Origin of the sequence: Bifidobacterium gallicum DSM 20093 = LMG 11596 (assembly GCF_000741205.1) — a bacterium.
Taxonomy (GTDB): Bacteria; Actinomycetota; Actinomycetes; order Actinomycetales; family Bifidobacteriaceae; genus Bifidobacterium; species Bifidobacterium gallicum.
Map to the genome: position 1 here is coordinate 157,399 of NZ_JGYW01000004.1, position 26,967 is coordinate 184,365.

The following is a 26,967-nucleotide window of genomic DNA, read 5'->3' on the forward strand; positions in this document are numbered from 1 at the left end:
AAGGGTGCAGAAAAGCGAAAATGGGTAATGTGATGGTATCTGTGGTTGTTCCCGTATATTCTGTTCCAGTAAGACTCTTCCGGAAATGTATTGACTCCCTTAAGGCCCAGACGCAGTCGGATGTGGAAATCATTATCGTTGATGATGGTAGTAAAGATAAAGAGCTTGTCAATGCATGCGATTCATACCGGGATTCATGTGTAGTTGTACACCAGAAGAATGGAGGAGTTTCTGTAGCTAGAAATCATGGCATAGAAATAGCTCAAGGCAAGTGGATTGCCTTCGTTGATGCAGATGATTGGGCTGAGCCTGATTTGCTGAAAACAATGGTTGATGCGGCGCATGGCATTGAACCGGATATCGTTGTATGTGATGCTTATGTAGAATATGCATCGCATACTGCCACTAATCATTTTTTCCCCGAATCAGCATCTTTTCAATGGGATGAAGATCAGAGAAAAAAGACTTTACTTCAAATTATGGGTCATAATAAATATTATAATCCTCCTGAAATTGCGATTGGGGTTCCATGGGCAAAATTGTATCGGCGTACGTTCTTATTGGAAAACAATCTGACATTCATGCCTGAATTGCGTCGTATGCAAGATAATATATTTAATCTTTATGCCTTTGATGCAGCAGAAGAAGTGGTATATGTAAATAAGCCCATGATGCATTATCTGAAATTGGAATCGTCGCGTTCCACTAGGTATTCACCGGATGTCGTACAAGATTTTGAGAAAGTCCTTGATCAGACTGTTATATTTATTAATGCAAAACGTCCAACAGAGGAAATGCGTCAAGCATATTATGGGCGTGTTATACAGAGTATTCATTCTTATATGAAGTTTTGGCTTTATCATCCCAAAAATCAAATGACTAGTGTTCAGAAGCGTAAAGCACTTAAAAATATTCTTAAAAAGGATACGTACAAGAATGCACTCAAAAATTTTAAACGCAGAGGAGGTGCTCGTGATGTTGCGGTTTTTGCAACTGTACTTCGCATGCGCTGCTTTGATGGATTGCTGGGATCACTAATCACGTGGCGTGCTAGAGGTAAACAGTCGACTTCGGCCTGATTGATTGGAAATGGGAAGCATAGTTAAAAACTTTTTGTATATTTCTGTTTAAAGAACTTTGCTTTAAGGAAGCTGGTGCCTTTATTCCACCAATCCACATGTTCCATAAAGGTAGTAGGGAGTTCACCTACAGATATTTCATTCTTCATAATCCAGACGTTCAGTAGCATTTCGCTAATACGCCCTGGATAACGAGCGTGGAAAGCGTCATATTGTTTTGGGTCAAGCCGCCTAGTCAATTCGAATAGGATTGGGAATAACCAGCTGCAATACGCATCAAAATGTTTACTATCCATAATCATCATATTGAAGATATGGGCGCTCCGTTTATGCATAAGCTTGCGCCATGAATCTACATATTCAGGCTCAATATCTTGAAGTACTTGTTCAGTGATATCAAGCTGAATTGCGTGCATAGTATGAGCATAGTGTGAATAAATCGTTTCAATCACATAGTGACGTTTCTTTGGCAGAATTACAGGATGCTGTGCGAGCATATGGCTTAGTTCAGGGCTCTTTATTATGCGTTCAAACCTGTTCAGGCTGTGCTGCTTGAAGACATTATGAGTAGTAAAGTATCGTCGATAGTGTACGAGTCCCTTGAAAGCGCTATGGTTATTTTTCCATAGCCAATAGAGAGCTGTAAGTTCACAGAAATAAGGGTTGAGTGTGGAGATATTATCCCCAGTGTTATCGCCTTGGATCTGCTTTAGTATCTCTGGTTTTAGCGCTGCTCCCACATGAATTGGCATATAAATGCTGCAGTCTGGGACTGGGTAGGGCTTATGCATCGCAATGCCGATGGTCGTGTCTGTGTCTTGCATCTCTAATGTATTATTTGCCATATGAAAAATTTATCTATGCCTACAATTTCGAAGTATATAGCATTCTATCGATTAATAATTCGAACGCTGTATATGTATTCGAAATCTTCTTTTTCAATCATTATTTTCATTTTAGTGATAAGAATGGACATGGTCTGAATACTATCATTGAGTACATTGGATAGATGCATTTTCTAATGCTCTCTTGTTCTGTATTCATCAATTCGTTTAACAAGTGTCTTTGAGAGAGGGAAGTTGATTTTACGTGCAAACAGAATGTCTGGATTTGTAACAGAATCAAAATCCTTAATAGTAAGTACGCGGGGTGAGGAATCACGATGTGTTTTATTCTCCCATTCTATGAATCGTAAAGATCCCTGTGGGGCAAGTGTGTCCCACATCCCATGTTTACGTAATTCATATGTTAAGAATATTTCATCGCAACAATATGTATACTTGAAAAGTTGAGCAATCTGATCTTTGTCTTTTACTAGGCATGCCACGAATTCTTTAGTCAGACTGCACCAAGTCTGATGTTTAGGGATGTCAATGTCACCAAAACGTTTGATTCCTATGAGCTGCTGAGCGTAACATAATCCAAAATCCAAGTATTTCCAGATGTTACGTTTTTTCCCGACCAATGATTCATGCAACCAATGATATTGATTGTATCTCAAAGTCAGGCGTGGTGGGACAGGCGATAACGTAATAAAGTTATATCCATTATTCATGCTGAAGTAATTATCAATGTACTCATTGGAATGCGTTACACAATCAACGCCGGAGAGTAAATGATAGTAATCGAACCCACCTTCGAGAAAGGCTCTAGAGAATAATTCGAGTTCTGCCAGGATCTGACTGGTTCCGCCCCATACGACTTTATGTCGCTTCACAAACACAAGACGAGATAGTTTTGCAACGGGGATAAATTGTTCCGGTTCAAGATCAGAGGAAGCGTCAAGGTGAACGAAAATTCCGTGATTTGAATTATCCAAAGATGAGATGAGGTGAGATAGTTCCTCTGGTCGATCATGCGCCATAATGAGAAATGCATGCTTCATAATTTCCCCAATCTTAGTTGTTTTCGCTGTCTTGGTTGCAGAATCTATATATTACATCACCTGAGTTATCAAGCTGATATATTACTGATTGTTATATATGGGTGAGATATTTGTTTCAAATAATAAATGTTTCATAGGTATGATGAATGTTGAATGCGGTAGTAGATAAGAGATTAATTAGGCTTGACGGTTCGTTATGTAGTTCTTTGTGATAATATCCTTATTCTTTATGGAATGATTAATAGACAATCTATGTATATATGCAAATGCTAGTGCCATCATGCAAATATACATAGGAGAATTATCGGACATACCATTGATGTAAAGAAGAATCAAAGATGCAAATAAAGCTGCTGAGCGATATTGTTTGTTAGCTATTGCTAAAACACTAGCACATAATAGAGGAGCGAGTATTGCTGCAACATATATGAAGCCACCTTGAATGAGTCCAATCATGAGAGAACTAGATGTTCCAGATATTCCATCCACTGTATTCACGAGAGGAGAATAATTCCCTATGCCATATCCTAGAATCGGTCTATCCTGGAACACCTTGAAGCCATAGGTAAAGTCGTTTGAATGTGCTGCGATAGACCCTTCGTTTGTTTTCTGGGAAAACAAAGAATTAATTATAATTGGAGTAATAAGAATCAGAGTCGGTATTAATAATCTTGTCACTGCGAACGTGACCGCATTTGCGCGAGCTATGTTTTTAAGATGTCCACTGCAGAGTAATCCGATACATATTACAATAGGGGATAGAATCATTCCGAATCCAGACAGCGTACAGAATGTGCAAATCGCAAACATAAACACTATTGGCATTCGAGGTTCTGGCATGCAAGTTGCCTCTAGAATACCACCTAGGCCAAAGTATGCTGCAGCAATTCCTCCTTCAATGTAGAACAATGTGTAGCGAGACCATCCTCTCGCAAACGCGATGTCAGAATACTGAACGTCAAAAGTAAGCCCAAATACTCCTGTTCCGATTTTTGGTCCACCCCACTGATAAGGAGTGTGGATGACAGGTAAAGGGATACCGATGTTAGACAGAAACCAAAGGATGAGGCCGAGAAAAGAGACTGTAGCCGCAATGTTAATGTATGTGCGAATAATCGTCGATAGAGTGACTGGATAACCTAAGCCATTGAAAATTAAAATCAGCAAAGGCAGTAGTATGCCAAGTACGGAAAGTTTTTGTAAAGTATTATTTATAGACGAATCTCTTAAATTCGTTGCATAAATAATAAGTACTACAGATATATATATAAGAGAAATCAATAATAAAGTAATAGCGTAACTACTATTTAATTTCTTGTATAATTTATTTACATATATGTATATTAGGCATGTGATAATAAGAATGATTTCGAACAGTGCTGATACAAGGTCACTTCTCTTGAAATAGACGTTTTCGGAATTAAGGAAGATTAATACACATAGGAACCCAGTGAGCATGTATTGGGTTTGCGTGGGTCCTTGCTTTATCATTATTACCTCTTCACGGGAACTGTGACCAATGGTGAACATTATAAATTGCAAAACGAATGAGATTGGTGTACATTACTCTACCCCATGCTATCGAATGTGGACGATTCAAGATTGAATGAAAACGGTTTGTTGCGGAATCGTAGTTTATCGATAACGGATAATAGCGGCAGGAAGTGTGTGGAATGAATGATGCTAAAGTGAAGATTGTGGACTATTTGCATAAAGTAAGTAACGTGTTGCGGCGTAACTGGAAAGAATTTCAGAGCGCACGAAAGCATATAGGGTTTTCAATCGCTATGTACGGCCTGGTGTTTCATTTGTTTGGAGTTATGGGAAAACGATATTACCAGAAATTGGAGCAGTGTGCCTATGAGCGTTATATCATTCCTATACATTATGACGATAATGCGCAATTGTGGGAAAACATTCCTCAGAAAGGACCTATTTGGGTTTTTTGGTGGCAGGGTTTAGACGCGTGCGATATTCCTCTTGTGAATGCTTGCATATCTAGTGTACAGAGACATGCTGCAGGCCGGGATGTAATCATAGTTAGCAAGTATAATTATAAAAATTACATTACAATCGATGATATAATTATTGAAAAATTCAATAGAGGAGGTATTCCGGTAACGCAGTTATCTGATATCATACGAATGGCACTCCTCTCGCAACGTGGTGGTATATGGTTAGATGCGACCGTGTATCTTACGCAGGATATTCCTGAATCATTGTCAGAATATCCATTCTATAGTTCGCAGTCATATAGGGCAGTTCCTGAAGCGCATTGGACTATATATTTTATGGGATGTGGTAAAGGCAATCCCCTCTGCTCGTTGGTTTATCAGGCATTTATTAATATGTATAAGGATTTGGATGATAATCCGGAATACTTTATGCTTGATGTTTTTCTCATGGCCGCATATCGACATTATGCTAACGTTCGGAAGTATCTGGATGCGGTTCCTGTGAACAATCCAGAACGATTTGCATTGGGGGATCAATTAAACAAGCCTTTGTCTTCACTCGTCTTACCTCAAGAAGAATACATTAATAAATTAACTTATAAAAGGGCCTTTAAGATGAGTGCAGATAATGAACCGACGGTATATAACGCACTGCTTAAAGGTGAATTGTGATAAATGGTCTAAGATCTTGAGGTAAATTGTGATAGGGGAGTCATGCTTCTAATTTCAGGATGAGTATGTCGTAAGAGTAGGATATGAATAAGGACTTCATTTCTGTATCCGTAATCGGGTATGGAATTGTGTGGTTGAATTCATAATAGGATTTAAGAGGATGAAACGCCATGTGTTTCCGGATGCCAGTATGTTTGGGAGGGTTTTGTGAGAGAGAAGACTGAATTGAGGTTTGGTTTTATTGTATTACATTATTTATCGGATAAAGCGACTATGCAATGTGTCGATTCTATTCGGAGATATTGCAAAAATTATGATTATCGAATTGTGGTAGTGGATAACAATTCATCTAATGGCAGTTATGAGCGTTTACTAGATAATTATGGTAATGACGCGGATATATTACTTGTTCATAATGCGACAAATGAAGGTTTTGCGCGTGGCAACAATGTAGGGTATCGGCTATGTCGAGATAAATTAGAGTGCCAATTTATTGTGGCCATCAATAATGATGCGATGCTTGCTGATGATCGGTTTATACCACTCTGTATTGCCGATTTTGAAGATACTGGTTGTGGTGTGATAGGTCCTGATATCATCTCGACAAGAGATAATCTTCATCAGAATCCTATCTATGACATTATTGATACGCATGATGAAGTCAAGCGTCAAATCCGACACTTCACATTGCTGCTCAAACTTGAAAAATTGCACTTATACCAACCGCTAGTTGTTCTCAGAGGAATGCTTACAGGTGCAGGCATGAATAGTTCAAGCCCGTATAAGAGGAATACAGCTAGTGCAAATTTAGATATTCCTTATAAATTGCATGGTGCATGTTTAATATTTACTCCTAATTATATACAATGTTATGAGGATTGCTTTGATCCAGGAACATTCTTGTATTTTGAGGAAGACATTCTTTTAATGCGCTGCCGTAAAGCTGGCTTGAAGATGTTATATGATTCCCGTTTTTGTGTTAAACATATGGAAGACGCGTCGACGGATAGTATGAAGCAGAATGCTCGTGATAAACAAATTTTTGTTTGGAATAATTATATTCATTCATTGAATGTATTGAAGCAGTATATTTGATAGTGAATGAGTGATTATCATCAACATTTATCCAAATAACCGGTATATGTGTGATTGGTTTATAAAAATATAGTCTTTCCATGAGTTTCCAAAGGAAGATTGCTCATTGCAGATTTCTTATGAATCCGATTACGGTCCTTGAACTATATGATTAACTTGTTTGAAAATACGGGGAATAGTAGTGCTCAGGCATATTGTGTTTCTGCGAGATACCGTTGATTGACCTGTAATAGGCAAGGAGACCGAATTAGAATAGAGTGATTAGTTACTGCTTTTGCGGCACATGCATATGATTGTAAGGTTTTGTTGAGAATCAGGCAATACGGTTCAACATCTATCCCTACGATTTTCCTTAAGGAGCTATCTAGGCTTCATGTCCGAGTAAATAGACAAAACATGTCTATTATTCCTGCTTGTTGTTTATACAACTTGTTTTCCTCTGCTGCCGAAGCCTAATTCGTAGGCGTCGATATTGTCTAAGTGGGGGATAATTATGTATGCGGATGCCATGCCGATTGCCATCAAGATCCTGTATAAGCTGCACGGCGTATCTCAAGTGGTTTGAGGACGTATTCACTGCGAGTACTTTCCCGTATTTCGAGGAGCATGTTCTCACGCTGCGGTGCCGACACGTCGAGTTGACGATGCTTTATGAACCGGATATTTGCGTCGAGCATATCGAAGACGCGACGACCGATAGTATGAAGCGCCATCGCCGTGACAAGCGGATATTCGTGCTGACGAATTATCTACGGTCATTGCAGGTGCTTGGCCGATACGTGAACTGGCAAGAGCGAATCAACGTTTATCTTGACGCACTTCGCGGTCTTCTTCAAGGATTTCTTTGGCCTCTTGTTCCACTTGCTTCGCTGTTTTTGGCTTGCGGCGCAGGAAGCGTTCAAGAAGGAACTTGAAACTCGTGTCCCGTGTGACGAGCATGACGGACACGTAAATTGCTGCATACACACAACCGCGCACAAGCAAGTCGACAAACGGGTTCGAAAAAGTGGTGAACCATTCCATAAGCGCATCAGCGCTGATGATGAGTGCACCGCCTAACAGTGCATGCCACAGCGCTGACCATAACCGTAGTTTACGCAATTGGTCCGCTGCGCATACCGCTGAAACTGCAAACACGGAAAATTCAGCTGCCAAAATGCTATAGCATGCAGAAATCATACCGAAATGGGGAATGAGCAGAAAATCAAGCCCGATATTGACAACCGCTCCAGTAGTTGTCGCAAGCGCGACTTTGCTTTCTCGCCGCATCGGAATCAGGATGGCGCTTGTCATCAATGCGTTCGGAGTCGCCATTAGCAGCGCGAATGCGACAATGCCGAGCAATGGAGTTGCGCCAAGATATTCGTGACCGCTCAGAATAAGTACGATTGGTTCCCGTAATGTGTAAACGAGAATTGTCGCAGGAACACATGCAATCACAATTGTATTGAACAATTGATTCAAGAGGTTGATGAATCCACGGTGATCGTTTTCTACGAGATAGGAGAGACGTGGCAGCGAAACGGCAGTAAGTGAATTGATGACCTGTCTGACGATTGTATAAACTTTCATCGCGACCGTATACAAACCCACTTGTACATCGCCCAGCATAGCACCCACGAATGTCGTGCCTGCATTGCTGTAAATCGTAATTGCGATGTTGTTTGTGAACAACGTCATAAGTGGCTTGATATGCCGGTTGAAATCTGTTTCCGTTGTAGGAGCCAATGAACAAAATTTGCTTGCATGAAAGAATCCCCATATATTGGCCGCTGAGGACGCAAAAACGGTTATGCCTGCATAAATGACGAAGTCAGATGCTTTATGTACAAACACGAACATCAGGATAAGCGATACGAACTGCACAAGGATTGTGCGTATGGATAGATAAAAATAGTCCTCGTAGATGGAATACAACCAATCCACACCAATCGTGGTAAAACCGATGTTTAGGCACATGATGATGAGCAGCGCCATGTAAGCGTGTAGACTTTGCACGGCGACAATGGTGATGAAGAACGCGATATAGGCAATGGCGGAAGTAATGAGATTGATGGTGAATATTTGCCGCGCAAACCTCGTCAGACGTTCCCGATCGTCGCGTATACGTGCACCTTCTCGTATAGCATATGAGGAGATGCCTAATCCAGCAAAAAGCGCGAAGTAGCTGACTATGGATTGCGCATAGTTGACTTTACCGATATTGGCCGCACCCAGAATGCGTGAAACATATGGGAAGGTAATAAGTGGGAAAATCATGCCCATTACTGTCTTCAGTGAGTTGAGCATGGCGTTACGCGTCAAAGATGGAGTTTTCTCAGATGCTGCCATGATGGAGCTGCTTCTTTCTTACGAAATGTCAGGATGATTTGAGATCACATTGCCTGATTGAGGCATTGGGCTAGAGGTTCCATGATGTCGTCGAAAAAATCGGCTTGCGGATTGAGGTATCGGGAATACCGGTCGGGCCAGGCTGCCGTGGATGGTTTACTGCCATATTGTTGCATAGCTTGCCAAATGGTATCTGCCAACTTTTCAATGGATACGGAATCCAATGAAATGATATTTGGAATATCTCCCAAATTCTTAGGACCGAAACTATTGGTAATAGTACGGATTCCAAAGGCCGCCATTTCCAACGGAGGGTAGCTGGGGTGAGGTGAGCACATAAGAGATACGCCAATACTGGCTCGGTGCATTAAGGTCGCATAGTCATCCAGGGTCATCTTGCCAGGCGACTGCAAAGTTTGTCCATCGGCCAGCTTGATGCGTGGAATGTCACTGCCGATGGACAGGATCCGCCACTCTTTTGATACCTCGGGATGATCAGTGAGTAACTTATTAAGTGCATTGATAACCAATGGAAAACAGTTGCGTGGGACTCCTGGACGCCCATAAAATATCAGAAGTTTTTCACGATTTTGATTGATATTCTCATCGTTGAGATGCCGGGCGATATCAGGATCTAACTTTGGACTAAATACATAAGATCTAAAAAAATTATAACGGAGTTCTTCAAACCATTCCTTTAATTCATGAGAATTGAATACAGCAATAGTATCCGGCATATGGTATAGCGTATCTGTTAATAAATATTTATCATTCCATGCGTTGAATCCAGGCTCAAAATCTTGGATTAAATGGATATGTGGCATTGCTTTTCCAAAAGTCTTCTCTTGGAAAGCGTGGTATCCGGTTGACGCGTAGGCGCCGGTCCAATAGGTGAAGACAAAGAAATCATGGGGTCGAAGGGGCAATTTGTTATGTAAACGAGTGCCAGGGTCTAGCGGTATGATTTGACGAGAGGCTTCGCTGTGCTTATTTACGGATGTAATATTCCATTCTGGATACTGTAGTCGGATGCGATTTAATTCGCGAGCATCGTAAGATTGTTCTGTGAGAATACGGGCATCACCATCAAAAAATTTAAGTAAAGATGTAAAAAAAACGGTACGCTGTTTTTTGACCACCATACATACGTGATTTTTCTATATTAGGTATAATTAAATTCAATCGTGGCTTATCGTTTTTATCTTGCGTATATTGAACAGCTGTTAGTGATTTATATGTATCAAGGCGATATGTAGAATGTGAGCGAAGATAATGTGCCGTTTTGCGTAGCGCTTGGTGAAAATAATTATCCATAATATGAAACCAGCCTTTCAAGCATTTGATACTCTAACAGGAGTGGTGGGCATAGGTATTGTAAGTGAGTGTTTGTGCATAGATATATTTAATAGTGCCTTCAGGTAGCACTGCCTTAGAACATGAAGTGGCAAGCTTGGTGACGAGGAAGCTGAATCTGGCATAGCACATTGATATAGGCACGTGGTTTTACACTAAAACCTATGACCGATTATTTCTTTCCTGAGAACATCATCGTGACTGGTGGATGTGGGTTCATTGGTTCGAATTTTGTGCATTACGTTGTTAATAACCATCCTGAGACGCATGTTACGGTGTTGGATGCGTTGACGTACGCCGGCAATCTAGAGAACATCAAGCTGTTGCTCGGCGACCATGTGGAATTCGTCCACGGTAATATCTGCGACGCGCAATTGCTCGACGAACTCGTTCCGGGGCATGACGCGATTGTGCATTACGCCGCTGAATCGCATAATGATAATTCGATTGCTGACCCGGAGCCATTCCTACGGACGAACGTCGAGGGCACGTTCCGTCTTATCGAGGCGGCGCGCAAATACGATGTGCGGTTCCATCATGTCAGTACCGATGAAGTCTATGGCGACCTTGCGCTTGATGATCCAGCGAAGTTTACCGAGGAGACGCCTTATCATCCTTCGAGCCCATATTCGTCAACGAAGGCGAGTTCGGACATGCTTGTGCGCGCGTGGCATCGCACGTACGGATTGCGCATGACGATTTCAAACTGTTCGAACAATTATGGTCCGTATCAGCATGTGGAGAAGTTCATTCCGCGTCAGATTACGAACATCATCGAAGGCATCCGACCGAAGCTGTATGGTGACGGCTTGAACGTGCGCGACTGGATTCATACGGAGGACCATTCGAGTGCGGTGTGGACAATCCTAACCCAAGGACGTATAGGTGAAACGTATCTTATTGGGGCGAACGGGGAGCGTAACAACCTGACGGTACTCAAGGACATCCTGCGTGTCATGGGCCAGCCCGAGGACGCATTCGATTGGGTCAAGGATCGTCCTGGCCATGACCGCCGCTATGCAATCGATTCGACGAAGTTGCAAACCGAGCTCGGCTGGCGACCGACGCATACCGATTTCGAGTCCGGATTGCGCCAGACGGTGCAATGGTATATTGACAACCCCCAGTGGTGGGAGCCTGTTAAAGCTGCCACGGAAGCGAAATATAAGGCTCAAGGACAGTGATATTGTCGGTTGCAGCGCATACTACGTATGCAGCGAATAGTGTTTCAGATTTTCAAGACTATTGCTATTACAGGGAAGCGTACCAATATGGAATTTGAGAAGGGACTGAAGGCTACGACGACGAATATTCCCGGGCTTATCGTGTTTGATTTGCCTGTGCATGGGGACAATCGCGGATGGTTCAAGGAGAACTGGCAGAAAGCGAAAATGACAGCGCTCGGTTTGCCGAAAGACTTCGAGCCCGTGCAGAACAATATCAGTTTCAACGCGAAGCGCGGAGTGACACGCGGTATACACGCCGAACCGTGGGATAAGTTCATCTCGTTGGCGACCGGCGAGATTTTCGGCGCATGGGTCGATCTGCGTCCAGGAGTGACATTTGGTGAGGTATTCACCACTCGACTGGATCCGTCCAAAGCCATTTTTGTGCCACGCGGTGTTGGTAACAGCTTCCAAGCGCTGGAGGATGGTACGGCGTATTCGTATCTGGTCAATGCGCATTGGTCGTTGGACCAGAAGAAGAACTACACGTTCGTGAACTTGGCCGATCCGCAGCTTGCCATCCAATGGCCGATTCCGTTGGAGGATTGCGAGTTGAGTGAAGCCGATCTGCATCATCCGCTACTCAAGGACGCCAAGCCTATGGAACCAAAACGTACGTTGGTTACGGGCTGCAATGGCCAACTGGGACGTTCTATTCGTCAGTATGTGGAAAACCATGGTTTGCAAGGATTCGAGTTCACTGATATCGACGAATTTGATTTCTCCGATCCCAAGTCGTATGAGCAATATGATTGGAGCTTGTACGGCACAATCATCAATGCGGGCGCGTTCACTGCTGTGGACAAGGCGGAAACGGAGGAAGGGCGCAAGCTGGCGTGGAAAGCCAATGCCCAGGGGCCAGCTTTGCTAGCCAAAGTCGCAGCTGACCATCATATTGTGTTGGTACATATCAGCTCGGACTACGTGTTCGACGGCACTCAACAACTGCATACAGAAGATGAGGCGTTCTCTCCATTGGGAGTGTATGGACAGACTAAAGCGGCGGGTGATATTGCGGTCAGCAATGTGCCAGAACATTATATTCTACGCTCCAGCTGGGTGATTGGTAATGGCCACAATTTTGTGAAGACCATGATGAACTTGTCCAAACGCGTCGCGAATCCAACCGATCAATTGGAACAGGTGACCGTGGTGAATGACCAGTTCGGTCGTTTGACGTTTACTGATGAGATGGCCGCGGCCATTTTCTTCTTGTTGGGTTCCTCAGTAGCATATGGAACTTATAATATGACCGGTTCGGGCGACGTGACGAGCTGGGCGCAGATTGCCAAAGAAGTATTCAATCTTACCAGTGGTAACGGTGAGGCCGTCAAACCAATCACCACCCAGGAATACTTTTTGAACGCGAATGCCCCGGTCAGCCCGCGCCCCACGAATAGCGCGCTGGATTTGGGAAAGCTTGAGGAAGCGGGATTCATTCCTGCGGATTGGGAAGAATCGTTGGAAGAATACGTGGCGCACGAGCTTGAGCATTAAGTAGCGTTTTACGTAGTGAATGATTGGGGTGAAAAGCTTTATGAAAGGTATCATTCTTGCTGGCGGTTCAGGCACCCGCTTGTATCCGCTGACGACTGTGACTTCCAAACAGTTGTTGCCGGTGTATGACAAGCCTATGATTTTCTATCCGTTGAGTGTGCTGATGATGGCGGGTATCCGTGACATTCTGATTATCTCTACGCCCACAGATTTGCCTAACTTTGAACGTTTGCTCGGTGACGGCTCCCGCTATGGCATCAATCTGTCGTACAAGGTGCAGCCAAGCCCTGATGGTTTGGCCCAGGCGTTCATCATCGGTGAGGATTTTGTCGACGGGAATCCGTGTGCGCTGGTGCTGGGCGACAATATTTTCTATGGGAATGGTTTGGGCCGAGTGCTGCGTGATGCCGCTTCGGTGGAACATGGTGCCACTGTGTTTGGCTATTACGTGGAAGATCCGGAACGGTACGGCGTGGTGGAGTTCGATAGCGACAAGAAAGTAATCGGCATTGAAGAAAAGCCGGAACATCCCGCGTCGAACTATGCAGTTACCGGGTTGTATTTCTATGACGGGCGTGTCTGTGATTTCGCTAGGCAAATCAAGCCGTCTCCGCGAGGAGAATTGGAAATCACTGATCTGAACCGCATGTATTTGCATGATGGTTCTTTGAACGTTCAGACATTGGGGCGCGGATACGCATGGCTGGACACAGGAACCATGGAGTCGCTCTATGAGGCCGGTGAATTTGTACGCACGGTGGAAAAGGCTCAGGGGCTCCCGATTTCCGTGATTGAGGAAATCGCCTATGAAAATGGCTGGATTGATACGGCCACTTTGGAGAAGACGGCCAAAGCTTACGGGAAAAGCGCATACGGGCAATACCTGATGAATGTGGCTGAACGGACTATTGCCCGATGATTATTGAAGTGAATGATCAGAAGATTGAAAATGTGAATTTCTAGAGAAATGCTTAGGGTTGGATTAATGGTTTTTCAGTATCGATGGAGGATGCTCCTTACCGTGCATTACATTGGTGGAATACGAATGATGTCATTTGCTAGCTGATAGAGGGAAGATGGTGTCACAAACGTCCAATAATGTAATATCCACTCCTACGGAAGGAGAGAGGCAGGAGAGCAATCTCACCCTAGCAGGTTTGTTTCATATTATTATGAAGCATGTTATTGCCGCTATTGTCACATTTGTAATAATAGTGGCTTGCGCATGTTTCTATCTAGTATTGAAGGCACCTGTGTATTCAGCTACAGCCCAAACCTTTGCTACTTACAGCGAGGATTCGGCTACAACGGATAATAATTATTCAAATTTAGGGAATGCCGCTTCATATATCAACACTCAGGTGAAATCGTATCCAGCGTTGGTTGCTACTGATGTGGTATTGCAGCCAGTGATTAATGAGTTGCATTTGAACGAGAGCGTGAATGCACTAGCGTCCACTATAAATGCGGTGAATCCAGCCAATACTGCGTTCATCAATATCTCCGTAACCTCATCTGACCCTCAGATGGCGCAGATTATCGCGAATGCTGTCGCACAATCATTTCAAGAAGTGGTGAAAGGTTCTCTGTATACGGACGGCACTGTATCGCCGGTAAAAATCACAATTGTGAAAAAGGCTACCGTCCCTACAGCGCCAAGCGAACCTAAAAAGACATTGGTCTTGCTTGTTGGAATTGCGGGTGGCTTGGTTGCTGGTATTTTTGCTGCCCTGTTGAGAGACATGTTTACGCGCAAGATCCAGGACGAGAGGGAACTGAGTGAGTATCTTGGAGCGCCGACTCTGGGACGCATTCCTGAAGAGGATGTGATTGATGGCAAGAGTTCGGTGATTATCTCATCTCCCTCAAGTTCTGTGGCTGAAAGCTATCGACGTATTTGCACGAATCTGTCGTTTGTTACTCCTGTGTATGGCACAAAGTCCAGGCTGATTGTGATTTCTTCTGCGGGGCCTGGTGAAGGTAAGACAACGACTGCTGCCAATATTGCTACTGCTCTTGTAGAGAACGGTGCCTCAGTGTTGTTGATTGATGCTGGTTTGCGTCATCCTTCCGTAGCGCACAAGCTGCATATTGATGGTGAGACTGGTTTGGCCCATGTGCTTTCCGGACAAGCGTCGGTCAAGGATGTGATTCAGCCGTTCTGGCGTCCGAACCTGCATGTGATGCCGGCTGGTCCGAAGCCACCGAATCCTGCGCAGTTACTGAACTCACCGCTGATGAGGGAATTGTTGGCGCAGGCTTTGCATCAGTATGATTTCGTGGTGGTCGATACGGCTCCTATGGTTGTGGCCAATGATGCAGCATTGTTCGCGAAACAGGGCGGCGGATTGGTCGTCGTGGCCCGACGTGGCATGACACTGAAGAAACAACTCGTTGCAATGGCTACCGAAGTGAAGAATTTGGATGTGACCGTTACCGGATTTGTGTTCAACTCAGCGAAGAATGATAAGTCGTCGCTGGCTGGATCCAATTATTACTACTATTACGGTAGTGGCGATGGCTCATCGGAAAAACGTCGCAAGTCAAATCATAAAGCCTGATAATTGCTCAATAGTGAGATGCGCTTAAGGGTGCCAACTAACTATGGTTAGGTGGCACCCTTCTTTGATATCACATATGTACGAGGGGATGAGAGTTATCGGTTTGCGTTGCAATGGGCAATACTATAGGAGTTCGAGGGAATAGGGCTTTACTCGAATCTTCTCTGAATCCATACAAGCTCTGCGAAAAAAACATACCTCAATTTGCAAATATAATAGATTACTGCAATAATGACCATATTGTTGATAATGGATGTCAGAACAATAAAGAAATGCATACTTGTAGCATGATGGGTCATTGTTTAATTCATTATCATGGTGTGTGCAGTGTTGCTATGTCGGTTATCAACAAGAGTAATAGATAAGAAAACACAAGCGGAACAGCTTATTGCGACGATATTCTCGTCCAGAAAGGACTTCCCCTATTATGTCGTCATTGCAAGGATTTGAGGCTGTGAGCCCTAAGCGTCGTAGCGGCAAGGCCGTTATGACTGTTACGAACAAGGGTATACGTCTCAATAAATATGCAGTAGCGGAGCTCGAAGCTCCCAAATTCGTCAAGTTCCTGATTAATAACACGACCAGGCAGATTGCTGTTATGCCTGTTCCTGAGCGCGATGCCAATGCCATCCCGTTTGGTCTCAAGCCATCGATTTCGGCATCTGCACATATCTACAACCCACGTGTGATTGAATCCATCCTGCGTTATTTCGATATGCCGGAAGGTGAAGGCGATGAGATCCCGACTGTGGCACTGCGTGGTCTGCTCACTCCCGAAGGCAACGCATTGGTGTTCGATGTTGCCGGTGCCAAGGTCAGCCTGACACGCAAGCGTGGCCGCAAGCCGCGTGCCGAGAAGACTCATGCTGATGTCAATCTCAACGAAGACGGCGATTGGGAAACCCCCGACACGGAAGAGTGATGAATCACTTAACCAATAAGGTGTTACTTCAATAAAGAAGCCGGGCAACTGTGTGGTTGCCCGGCTTCCTCTTATTGAACCGTTTCACCTCAAAATGGAGGCGTGGACAGTATCAGTACCAGTGGTTGGCTTGCCAGAAGGCGTAGGCGCCTTGGATGGATCCGTAACGGCTCTTGCAGTAGTCCCAGAACCAACGCAACTGCGTTTGGTAGTTCGTGGCCCAATCAGCGCCATGCGAGCCCATCTTGCTGCCAGGCAAAGCCTGCGGCAAGCCGTACGCACCCGAAGATGGGTTCGTGGCAGACACCGACCAGCCCGACTCGTGACCGATGATGTACACCGTCGCCGTGAAATCAGCTTCAGTGCCGCCATTGGCGAGCAGATAATCGTGCGCCCACTGCTGCATCTCGCCCACAGGCACTGTGGTACCGATGTTGGAGCTTGCAGCTGAGCTACTAGAGTTGTTCGAATTGCTGGAACTATTCGCATTGCTGGAACTATTCGTATTGCTGGTAGCCTTCGGGGCTTCAGTCTTCGTGCCAACCAGAATCACCTTGTCGACAGGAGCCTTCTTCAGCCACGATGTGAACGTATTGGAGGACACGACCTTGTCACCGGCCATTTGCACGAGATTCGTGTTCTCGAGAATGCCCTCCTGACCCTCAGTCTCGACCTTTTCCTCACCCTTGGCAAGATTCGGATCTTCCTTACGAATCGTATTGAACGGCACCTTCTGTTCCACAGTCTGCATTTTGGCGTCGGCGCGTTCAATCGTAATCGTTGTGTTCTCGCTCACCTTCTGATCGAGGGCGGGGGAGACCGTGTCGGTAGGTTCCAACGTAATGTCAGCGGCATCCAGCACGGACTTTACATCGGTGAAGTTTGTGCCGAACACGTTCTGCGACTTGCCGTTGACCACAACCTTGACATACGACGTGCCATCCAAAGGAGTACGGACATCGCCACGCGATGCAGCCTCGGAATCCGTGGCGGAGAACGCTGTGACTTGAGCGGTGGGAGTCTGCTGATGGTGCTGGGTATAGATACCGCGAGTTGCCAATCCGCCGCCCACGACCGATGCGATCACAGCTGCTCCTGCGCAGATCTTGATCCACTGGCGTTTGCTTAGCGACCGGAGAGTCGGCGTTTTTGCCGCGCGATGGTCAGTCATTATGCTCCTCAGCATCAGACGGTAATCCTCGACGGTTCAGCACTGCACTTCGTCAACCTCACCAGAATGGTATGTGCAGTAGGTGCCGGGCTGATTCATCTCGTATGAATCGTTGGAATCGTTTGCGAACCTCGCACACGCAATCCAGCGCAGCCACCGTCGGAAAGGCACCCAGTGCCATATTCTACCTGAATATCCCTCTACTTGTTCCCAAAAGCTACAAAATTCACACCTATGACATTCCAAACCTATGCTTATCAACGTGTAAAACGATTAATCGTTGAGAAAAACACGGATCACGTCGTGAACATGAGCGATGCGCCAGTGCAATCGTGGCAGCCAGACCTTTTGCATATGTATGTTACGTGGCTATATAAACGCGTGGCGGTCGGAACCTTGGGGAAGTTCCGACCGCCACGACATATTGGATGTGCAGACTTGAAGTCTGGAATTGTCAGTTCTGGGCTGCTGCCTCCGCGAGCGCCGCATCAACATCAAGCTTCTTGGCCTGCTCAATGATGCTGTCCAGATCGGCTGCACGCAGAGCGCCTGCCTGCTGGTAGACGATGTGGCCTTTCTTGGCGATCAGCAGTGTCGGCACTGCTTGGATGCCAGCTTGGTTGGCCAGGTCCTGCTGCTTGTCGATGTCGACCTTGCCGAAGTAGATGTCTGGGTTGGCGTCGCTAGCCTTGTCAAAGATCGGGCCGAATGCGCGGCACGGTCCGCACCAGGTCGCCCAGAAGTCGATGAACACGAGTTCGTTGTCTGCAATAACGCTGTCAAAAGTTTCGGAAGTAACTTCGTGAGTTGCCATGATTCCTCCATTCATGGATCCGGCGCCCGCTATGCTGCGCTCGGGATCGAAGCTTTCATTCAACGCGACCGGCTTGCCGCGTTCCACACTTGAGTATTGAATCCCAAGCTTGGGGAAAGCTGGAGGCATCCTGCGAATCCGTCTCAAGTTTTGAAGTGTGCTGTTATATGCCTTGTTGATTGTGCATTGCGTTCAACTGCGCATATTTATCTGCCTCAACTAACCTCTGATATTTTCTTTGCTGCTTCATTGTGTAATCGGGGGGTTGGCTGTGAGGGGTTCTTGTGGGATACTGCAACGTAACAATGTGGCAGTGGCCAGTGAAGGAGTGCGGCATGCGCGTGATGGGTGGGGAGATTCCGGGCGAGGATGATTTCGATGCGCCGAACGGGTCTGATGGCGGCGATTTTGGGTCGGGCGGATTCGGCGGCGACGATTACGGCAACGACTTTTTGGAGCCGGACGGTTGGCTGCCTGAATACGAACTCAATTACATTCGCACGCGCACGCCAATGCCATACGTGGTCGTCGTGCCCGTGCATACGGACCAGCTTGGTCGTATTGAGGAAGTGGGCACGTTGCTGCGCGTCAGCGACGATGGAGCAGTTGTGGAACGTGCACTGGTTGCTGGCCGCGTGACCTATGGCGAAGAATTGCGTCATGCTGTGATGCGCCATATCACGCGTGATTTGGGTCCGTTCGCATTGCCTGCGATGCCGCATACGATGCAACCGTTCATGGTGGCCGAATACTTTCCGATGCAAGGCATCACGCCGTTCTATGACAAACGCCAACATGCCATCGCTCTGTGTTATGTCGTGACGATGACTGGCGAATGCCAGGCCAAAGACGAGACTATCGATGTGGAATGGACGCATGTGGCCAGTGATGGCATCCGTTCCATTGTGGATCAAATGCCGTATGGTCATGGTCGCATCCTGGCTCAAGCGCTGAATGACGCGGGATTGCTCTGAACCATAACGATGACCATAACGGTGCCACTTGCTGGCCGACGCCGACCAAGTGGCTGCCTGCGCCATATACCTAATACCTACGCAACATATACGCATTCGCATAGCAAACAACCCGTGTGCACGTCATGCAGCAACCCGCTCGGCTCCGCTTCTTGCGTCACCGTCCCAGCCGTCTTTTCGCGCATGCGCGTAGTGTGGAGGTAACGAAGTACGCTGGCACCGCCACGGAAAGCAATGGCGCGTGCGTGTGTTGCGGCAGGAAGGAATGCCCATGGCTGTTGAGGTTGTGAACCATATGTATCGTGAAGGCAATGAGCTGCCACTGATCCTATGCCATGGATTCCCTGTGGACCATCGCATGTGGGATCGTTGCGCGACCTCTCTCATGGAACTGGCCGACGAACAGGAATTCGTACCCTTCCCGATTTGGGCGCCCGATATGCCCGGAGCCGGCGACGCCCCGATTGTGGACCCGGATGACGTGGGCCGCATCGCACCTGATGGCGCCTACGAAGACGCGCTTGATCTGATGGCCGACGCCTACGTGCAGATGCTGCATGATGCGGGCTATGAGCAGGCCATTTGGGCAGGGCTTTCGATGGGCGGCTACTTGGTGCTGAACATCCAACGCCGTCACCCTGAATCCGTGGCCGGTATCGCATTACTTGACACCAAAGGTGACGCTGATCGGCCGGCTGCCCGTGCGAACCGCCTGGCCATTGCCGACGAATGCGAGCGTGAGCACAGCGTGGCTCCCGTCATGTTCTTCGTGGAGCCTAATCCCAACGATTCCTCAATCAAGCGTTCGGCTGCTTATATCGAGCAGTTCAGCACGTGGATCAACGAGCAGGATCCCGAAGGCATCGCTTGGCGTGAACGCATGGCTGCGGGCCGCCCCGATTTGAACGACCAGTTCGAGCGCATCACGGCTCCGGCTGCAATCGTGTGTGGCGAACAGGATCCATCGAGTTCACCGGCCGTTATGCAACCGATGGCCGACCGCATGGTGCACACGGAGGTGACGCTTACTGCCATTGAGGATTGTGGGCATTTCAGCGCGTGGGAACACCCTGAAGATGTGGCCGACGCGTTGCTCGCACTCGTGCGCCGCGTCCGCGACGCCCGATGAGCGGTCAGATCGGCAAGAAGTCAGTCCTGCAAGCAATCAAGGAGTATGGCTATGACGTTGTTTTCCCCGTTGGCATTGACGCCCGCGCTGCCATTGCTGCCGCTGGCCCAAGGCGACATTGATTACGAGATTGAGCGCCGTGAGCAAGACGGCATTATTGAAGAACTGCTCGCCAGCCCGCATACGCAGGTCATGCTCGTGCGCAACGGTTTGGTGGCCGTGCCGCAAGGCTCCAGCCGCCAGCCACGCATACACTTGGCCACCGTGCCGGCCCAGTATGTGGCACGAGCGTATGAAACGCTGTGCCAGGACCTGCATGTACGTATCCCGGCCATCTTCCTGGGTTCCTACGGCACCGCCGCGGACGCCGGGCGCGTGGTGGCCCTCGATTTGACAGCGCTGGATTTGACGACTCGGGATTCCGCATTCCTGGACTCACCGGACTCACTAGACTCACCGGATTCGCCAGTGCAACCGCTGCCTGTAGACAGGTTCGCGGCGCTGCGTGCCGATGCGCAGGTGCTTGTGGAAGCCTGCAGCAAGTTCGAGTGGATTGATTTGCGCACGTTTGTGCCGCGTGCGAGCGCGCGTGAAATCGGGCAGGCCACGTCGGCGATCAGTGTGGCCAACTGGCAGGATTCGCAGCGGTATTGTCCGGCTTGCGCGGCACCTACCGCAATTATTCACGCGGGCTGGGCGCAACGCTGCACGAATCCTGACGATGGCCGTGAACTGTTTCCGCGCGTGGAACCGGCCGTAATCACGGCCGTCGTGGACCATGGGGACCGTCTGCTGCTGCAGCACAACAGCGCATGGAGCAATCCGCTGTTGTATTCGGTATCGGCAGGCTTTGTGGAAGCTGGCGAGAGCTTGGAACATGCTGTGCGGCGCGAGACGCTTGAGGAAACGGGCATTGCGCTTGGTGAGGTCAAGTATTTGGGTTCCCAGCCGTGGCCATATCCGGGTTCGCTGATGATGGCGTTCAAAGCTGTGGCCAATACGACTGACATTCAGGTGGACGGTCAGGAAACAGTGGACGCCCAGTGGATGACGCGTGACGAGTATCGCAACGCGCTGATCATGGGACGCATGGAACCGCCCGTCAAAGCGGCCATTGCGCGTGTCATGATTGAACAGTGGCTCGGTCACGCCATCGACTGAAGCGCGGCCACTGCGTTTATACTCGTGCATACCGCGCACAGTATGAGTGAAACGTTCGTGAAACACGGTGGCTCCCGCCAGACCTCGGCTGCATACACCACTTACCAACCCTCCAACAGAACCGATCCAACAGAAAGGCAACGACCATGACCGACAACAAACCGCGCCTCGACATTCCCGATGACCTTGAATACTCCGACGACCACGTGTGGGTGAACGCCGAAGACGAACCCGCTGTGCTCGGCATCACTGAATACGCGGCCGAACAGATGGGCAGCCTCGTGTTCGTGGATCTGCCCGACGTAGGCACGCATATCAACAGCGGCGACGACCTGGCCCAGGTCGAATCGGCCAAAACCGTGCAGCCCGTCATCAGTCCCGTCGCCGGCACAGTCAAATACGTCAACCGTGCGCTCGAAACCGATGCGGAAATCATCAATGAGGACCCGTATGGCGAAGGCTGGATTGTCAAGATGGAGCTTGACGATGACCAACCCGATTTGCTGGCCGCTGAACAATACGCCGCTCTGCTTAAGTGATTCTTAAGCGATTACTGTCCAGTACCGCCCAGTAATTCCATTCGTGCAATTACGCCCGTGTAATTACATCCGTGCAATGATGGAATGACATCCATGCAAGGGGAGGATGATCCGAGTGAAACAGAGTGTGACCACACAAGACAAGCGGATCCTCGAACGCGCCATCGAGCATGAGCAAAGCCATGCCACCAACAGCGACGAGCAGGCTCCCGCCGTCGCGCTGCCGACCACGTCGGTGGCCACGGCCATTGACGATGTGCAACTCGCGTCGCCTGAGCAGCGGCGTGCATCCATGATGTCGCACCGCGCGGCCGCCTATTTGACCACGAGCGACACGTTGCGTCGCGCACGGCGCAAACTCGGCGGCGTCAAACGCCTGGTCCGCAAGGCCATCATCAAAGTGTTCGGCATCTGGACGCGCTTTTCCACGTCATACGTGCAGCGCATGGGCTGGTATCCCGTGGTCAAGCCGTACGTGGGTTACGGCACTGAGGAATATTCGCGCTTGATTTGCCGCACCGTCTACGCGCCGCGCAACGCCGACCCGCACCGTCCCGTACGTGGCATCCGCGCGATGCTCGAGGTGCCGGCTCCCGGCGAATGCGTGCGTTTGTCAATTGACGGCACCAAACTGCGCACAATTCAGCTTGGTTCGATTGAAGTGTTCGAACGCAACAATCCCACACGCACACGCACGTCGGATTATGCGATTTCCGATGCAGCTGGCTACCTCGATTTGCTCGCCGAATATCCGCTCGAACCCGGCGTACACACGATGACATGCCGTGTGCCGCATCGCAAGCCCGTCACCTCCGAGCTGTTCACAATCCGGGAACACTGCAAAGTCGGCATCATTTCCGACATTGACGACACGATCATGGTCACGCAAGTGCCCACGCTGTGGAAGGCTGCTTACAATCTGCTGCTGATGAGCCCGCGCAAACGCGCGAGTGTGCCCGGCATGGCCGTGATGTACAACAAACTGCACCACATGTTCCCGCAGGCCCCGTTCTTTTACCTGTCCACGTCGCCGTGGAACGTGGAGAGCCAGATCCGCGGGTTCATCAACGATTACGGGTTCCCCGACGGCCCGCTGCTGCTGCGCGACCTTGACCCGCGTCCCAAAACATTCATCCCGTCAGGCGTGACGCACAAACTCGAGTATGTGGACCAACTCATGGCCGACTTTCCCGACATGCGTTTCATTCTGCTCGGCGACGACGGTCAAAAAGACCCGACGACGTACGCCACAATCGCCAGTCGCTACCCGGGTCGCGTGTTGGCAATTGGCATCCGTCAGCTTTCCGTGCGTGAAGCTTCGGGCGGCATGACGATTTCGGTCATGCGCGGCACCGCATCCACGCAGCCGATGCCCGAGACGGACGTGCCCGTGTTCAGCGGCGCCACGGGCGTCAACATCATGAAAACAATGCTGCCCTACCTTGAGCAGTTCGTTGAGGACCCCGACCAGCCCGCGTCCGAGCAGCCCGCGTCCGACCAGCCCGCTTCGAACTAACTCACTGCCAACCAGCCCATCTCCAACTGGTGCGCTTCTATTCGCTGCGCTGGTATCCGTTCCACTTCGAGCTAGCTCACTGCCATCCGGTCCACCGCTGTCCGGTCCACCGCTGTCCCGTGCGCTCGGCTCGGCGCTGGTTGCACTTCCGTAGCGCCCGTTTGCTTCGGGCTTGCGGGCGCGCGGCCGCGCTATAATCCCGGCATGACTGAAAATGCCGAGGACGCGCTGTTCCACCCTGCTTGTGAGCCTTCTGATTCTTCCCTAGCCACGACTTCTTCCCTAGCTGCAACTTCTTCCTGTACGACCGATTCTTCAACGGATCCGGCAGCGTTGGCAGTGCCGCAGGCCGCGCGTCACGGCGAGCCGCGCACGTTCCACGGCGACACGTTCATCGACGATTTCGCTTGGATGCGTCACAAAGACTCTCCGGAGGTGGCGAAATATGTGGCCGAGCAGAACGCGTACTGTGACGCGCGCACCGCGCATCTGGGGACATTGCGTGCCACACTGCTCGACGAGTTCCGCTCTCACGTGCAAGAAACTGACCTGTCGGTGCCGACGCGTATCGACGACTACTGGTATTTCACACGCACGCAGGAGGGCAGCCAGTACGCCGTGCAATGCCGTCTGCCGATCCGCGGCGCCGACGACTGGGACGCGCCCGTCATCGACCCTGCGTCCGCTCCGGGTTCGCTCGACGGCGAGGAGATTGTGTTCGATATGAACGCCGAGGCCGAAGGTCACGACTTCTTCCGTTTGGGAGGCATGGATCTCTCGCGTGACGGCCGTTTCATGCTCTACGGCGTGGACACGACCGGCGCTGAACGGTATGATTTCCGCATTCGCGACCTGTGGCAATCCGACGCCACGCAACGCGACCTTCCCGATTTGCTGCCCGGCATCTGCGGAGCCTGTTTGACGCCAGATGCGCAATGGGTGTTCTATTCGGTGCTCGACGACGCATGGCGCCCCTACGCCGTGATGCGCCACCGCGTGGGCACCGATGTCAGCGAAGATGTGGAAGTGTTCCACGAACACGATGAACGCTTCTGGTGTGGCGTGGGTCTGTCATTCGACGAACGTCACATTGTGATCGGCACAGGGTCGAAAACCTCAACCGAAGTGCTGATGCTGCCGATTGACGATCCGACCGGCGAATTCCAAGTGTTCATCGCACGCCAACCCGACGTGGAATACGACGTGAGTTTCGCCTGTTTCGAGCAGGCCGGCGCACCTGATGCCAACGGCCAACGCGCCGACATTCCGCTGGCCATCGTCTATCACAATGCGAACAACCCGAACTTTGAAATCGACGTGATCGACATGCGCGACCACAAACCGCCATACACGCTTGGCGAAGGTGTGCGCGTAGCTGTCGGATCGCCCTACGGGTGCGAACAAGGTGACCTCGTGGTCGAAGGCGCCTCACACGAACCCATAGCCACACCTTGGAGCGTGGACACGAACCCCGCCATTTTGCAAGGCGCCAAAGGTCTGGGCATTGAAGGCATTGCGATACACCGCCATTTTGTGGCGCTGTCATACCGTGAGTCGGGCGTGCCACATCTGGCCGTATGCGCCAAAGATGATGCGGCGCAGGACTTTGTGGAGGGGCGGCCGTGGCGATTTACGGAGGTTGTGCCCCCTACGCTTGATGTGGACACATGCGACGATGCGACGGCCACTGAGGAAATGGCGGAAATAACCAAGAAACTCAACCTCACCACGCAACGTCTGTACTCGATCGGGGCGGGCGGCAACCCGAACTATGACGCGCCGCGCATGCGATACTCGTTCGGCTCGTACACGCGGCCGAGCGAACTGCACGAACTTGACGTGCGCACGGGCGAGGACCGGCTGCTCAAGCGCGCGAACGTGCTCGGCGGGTTTGATGCGCGCGACTACACGGAAGCGCGCGCGTGGGTGGACGTGCGTGACGGCGAGCGCGTGCCCGTCTCGCTCGTGTGGAAGCGCGGGCAGCTCAAAGCTGGCATGCCGATGTTTGTGATCGGCTACGGGGCTTACGAAATCAGTTCTGATCCGGGATTTTCGGTGTCGCGACTGAGCATGCTCGACCGCGGCGTGCTCTATGCCGTGCCGCACGTGCGCGGCGGTGGCGAAATGGGGCGCGCCTGGTACGAGCAGGGCCGCATGCTGAACAAAAAGCACACGTTCGAGGATTTTGTGGACGTGACGGCGGCGCTTGAAGACAGCGGACTTGCCGACACGGCGCGCACGGTGGCCAACGGCGGCTCAGCTGGCGGCCTGCTGATGGGTGCGATCGCGAACATGGCTCCCGAACGGTACGCGGGCATTGAAGCCGACGTGCCGTTTGTGGACGCGCTGACGTCGATCCTCGACCCGTCGTTGCCGTTGACGGTGACCGAGTGGGACGAGTGGGGCGACCCGCTGCATGATGCGGAGGTCTACCGCTATATGAAGTCGTACTCGCCGTATGAGAACGCGCCGTTGCCGAGGGAGAAGACGAGTTCTGCGGAAGGTGAGGCTGATTGCGCAGATGAGGCTGGAGCTGGCGCCGGGCGTGTGGTGTACCCGAAGATTTTTGTGACGACGTCGATGAACGATACGCGCGTGATGGTGGCCGAACCGCTCAAATGGGTGGCGCGTCTGCAGGCGGCCGGCGTGGACGCGATCATGAAAATCGAGGTGCAGGCGGGTCACGGCGGCACGACGGGACGCTACAAGCAGTGGGAGGAAGTCTGCTTTGAAAACGCCTGGTGCTTGGATGTGATGGGCATCGAGCGGTAGGGGCGCGGTGTGGGCGGCGGGGCGTGACGAGCTGTGACTGGCGTGTGCTGCTGCGGGGCGGGCGGTGTCTGGCGTGTGCTGGCGTGACTGGCGTGTGCTGCTGCGGATGCAGTGTGACGGCCGGAAGAGTCGAGCGTGGCGGGTTGAACGCGGCGGTCCGCACGCGCTGGACACGGCGAGCGTGACGTGACGGGTGCTGCGGGTGCTGCGAGCATGGTGTGACGGGCGCGAATGTGACGGGCTGACGTTCCACGATGTGAGAGCTTTGCGGGATTCGTTTCATACAATGAGCGATTGTGCAGCCCCCCGAATCGG

21 protein-coding genes are annotated in these 26,967 nt (G+C 49.7%); 14 read left to right on the plus strand and 7 right to left on the minus strand.

Translation table 11 applies throughout. The annotated features are described in order from the left end of the window. Positions 1-20: 20 nt before the first annotated feature. Positions 21-1,079, plus strand: coding sequence for a glycosyltransferase (locus BGLCM_RS03505; RefSeq protein ID WP_160268331.1), 1,059 nt, complete (start codon positions 21-23; stop codon positions 1,077-1,079). 23 nt (positions 1,080-1,102) lie between these two features. On the opposite strand, the gene BGLCM_RS03510 is transcribed toward BGLCM_RS03505, so the two are convergent. The 3 genes from BGLCM_RS03510 to BGLCM_RS03515 form a co-directional block, all read right to left on the minus strand. Next, complete coding sequence (locus BGLCM_RS03510) at positions 1,103-1,924, minus strand: DUF4422 domain-containing protein (RefSeq protein ID WP_006294448.1); 822 nt, start codon at positions 1,922-1,924, stop codon at positions 1,103-1,105. A gap of 173 nt (positions 1,925-2,097) precedes the next feature. Further along, positions 2,098-2,943, minus strand: coding sequence for a beta-1,6-N-acetylglucosaminyltransferase (locus tag BGLCM_RS08260; protein WP_162013707.1), 846 nt, complete (start codon positions 2,941-2,943; stop codon positions 2,098-2,100). A gap of 198 nt (positions 2,944-3,141) precedes the next feature. After that, positions 3,142-4,131, minus strand: coding sequence for a hypothetical protein (locus tag BGLCM_RS03515; RefSeq protein ID WP_148401490.1), 990 nt, complete (start codon positions 4,129-4,131; stop codon positions 3,142-3,144). Between the two features lie 506 nt (positions 4,132-4,637). Between BGLCM_RS03515 and BGLCM_RS03520 the strand changes: the two genes are divergently transcribed. Both BGLCM_RS03520 and BGLCM_RS08265 read left to right on the plus strand, forming a co-directional pair. Then, positions 4,638-5,591: a capsular polysaccharide synthesis protein gene (locus tag BGLCM_RS03520; protein ID WP_006294444.1), complete on the plus strand. Its 954-nt coding sequence runs from the start codon at positions 4,638-4,640 to the stop codon at positions 5,589-5,591. Positions 5,592-5,798: 207 nt separating this feature from the next. After that, a complete protein-coding gene (locus tag BGLCM_RS08265) occupies positions 5,799-6,686 on the plus strand; it encodes a glycosyltransferase (protein WP_238548621.1) in 888 nt (295 codons plus the stop codon). A gap of 798 nt (positions 6,687-7,484) precedes the next feature. On the opposite strand, the gene BGLCM_RS03530 is transcribed toward BGLCM_RS08265, so the two are convergent. Beyond that, a complete protein-coding gene (locus BGLCM_RS03530; protein WP_052295076.1) occupies positions 7,485-9,017 on the minus strand; it encodes a flippase in 1,533 nt (510 codons plus the stop codon). A gap of 44 nt (positions 9,018-9,061) precedes the next feature. Further along, positions 9,062-10,159: a rhamnosyltransferase WsaF family glycosyltransferase gene (locus BGLCM_RS03535; protein ID WP_044084767.1), complete on the minus strand. Its 1,098-nt coding sequence runs from the start codon at positions 10,157-10,159 to the stop codon at positions 9,062-9,064. Positions 10,160-10,534: 375 nt separating this feature from the next. Between BGLCM_RS03535 and rfbB the strand changes: the two genes are divergently transcribed. From rfbB to BGLCM_RS03560, 5 genes are all read left to right on the plus strand, one after another. Next, positions 10,535-11,554 carry a dTDP-glucose 4,6-dehydratase gene (gene rfbB / locus BGLCM_RS03540; RefSeq protein WP_006294439.1) on the plus strand — a complete coding sequence of 340 codons (1,020 nt, stop codon included), beginning with the start codon at positions 10,535-10,537 and terminating at the stop codon, positions 11,552-11,554. An 87-nt stretch (positions 11,555-11,641) separates the two neighbouring features. Further along, a complete protein-coding gene (locus BGLCM_RS03545) occupies positions 11,642-13,093 on the plus strand; it encodes a sugar nucleotide-binding protein (RefSeq protein ID WP_044084768.1) in 1,452 nt (483 codons plus the stop codon). A gap of 40 nt (positions 13,094-13,133) precedes the next feature. After that, a complete protein-coding gene (rfbA, locus tag BGLCM_RS03550) occupies positions 13,134-14,012 on the plus strand; it encodes a glucose-1-phosphate thymidylyltransferase RfbA (RefSeq protein WP_044084769.1) in 879 nt (292 codons plus the stop codon). Between the two features lie 157 nt (positions 14,013-14,169). Next, positions 14,170-15,654, plus strand: coding sequence for a tyrosine-protein kinase domain-containing protein (locus BGLCM_RS03555; protein ID WP_006294436.1), 1,485 nt, complete (start codon positions 14,170-14,172; stop codon positions 15,652-15,654). Between the two features lie 427 nt (positions 15,655-16,081). Further along, positions 16,082-16,576, plus strand: coding sequence for a hypothetical protein (locus BGLCM_RS03560; protein ID WP_006294435.1), 495 nt, complete (start codon positions 16,082-16,084; stop codon positions 16,574-16,576). A gap of 112 nt (positions 16,577-16,688) precedes the next feature. Here BGLCM_RS03560 and BGLCM_RS03565 read toward each other — a convergent pair whose 3' ends face one another. Both BGLCM_RS03565 and trxA read right to left on the minus strand, forming a co-directional pair. Further along, complete coding sequence (locus tag BGLCM_RS03565; protein ID WP_044084771.1) at positions 16,689-17,747, minus strand: aggregation-promoting factor C-terminal-like domain-containing protein; 1,059 nt, start codon at positions 17,745-17,747, stop codon at positions 16,689-16,691. Between the two features lie 454 nt (positions 17,748-18,201). Continuing rightward, positions 18,202-18,561: a thioredoxin gene (gene trxA, locus BGLCM_RS03570; RefSeq protein WP_044084872.1), complete on the minus strand. Its 360-nt coding sequence runs from the start codon at positions 18,559-18,561 to the stop codon at positions 18,202-18,204. Positions 18,562-18,896: 335 nt separating this feature from the next. Between trxA and BGLCM_RS03575 the strand changes: the two genes are divergently transcribed. The 6 genes from BGLCM_RS03575 (at position 18,897) to BGLCM_RS03600 (ending at position 26,652) form a co-directional block, all read left to right on the plus strand. Continuing rightward, positions 18,897-19,535 carry a DUF4916 domain-containing protein gene (locus BGLCM_RS03575; RefSeq protein ID WP_044084773.1) on the plus strand — a complete coding sequence of 213 codons (639 nt, stop codon included), beginning with the start codon at positions 18,897-18,899 and terminating at the stop codon, positions 19,533-19,535. Positions 19,536-19,806: 271 nt separating this feature from the next. Continuing rightward, on the plus strand, positions 19,807-20,664 hold the full coding sequence (locus BGLCM_RS03580) for an alpha/beta fold hydrolase (protein WP_044084774.1): 858 nt from the start codon (positions 19,807-19,809) through the stop codon (positions 20,662-20,664). 51 nt (positions 20,665-20,715) lie between these two features. Beyond that, positions 20,716-21,825 (plus strand): NAD(+) diphosphatase, encoded by a 1,110-nt coding sequence (gene nudC / locus BGLCM_RS03585; RefSeq protein ID WP_044084776.1) that lies wholly within the window; start codon positions 20,716-20,718, stop codon positions 21,823-21,825. Positions 21,826-21,971: 146 nt separating this feature from the next. Next, the gene (gene gcvH, locus BGLCM_RS03590; protein ID WP_006294428.1) at positions 21,972-22,364 is read left to right on the plus strand and encodes a glycine cleavage system protein GcvH; all 393 of its coding nucleotides are present in this window, start codon (positions 21,972-21,974) and stop codon (positions 22,362-22,364) included. Between the two features lie 106 nt (positions 22,365-22,470). Next, positions 22,471-23,880: an App1 family protein gene (locus tag BGLCM_RS03595; protein ID WP_006294427.1), complete on the plus strand. Its 1,410-nt coding sequence runs from the start codon at positions 22,471-22,473 to the stop codon at positions 23,878-23,880. Positions 23,881-24,084: 204 nt separating this feature from the next. Next, positions 24,085-26,652, plus strand: coding sequence for a S9 family peptidase (locus BGLCM_RS03600; protein ID WP_081450362.1), 2,568 nt, complete (start codon positions 24,085-24,087; stop codon positions 26,650-26,652). Positions 26,653-26,967 lie beyond the last annotated feature (315 nt).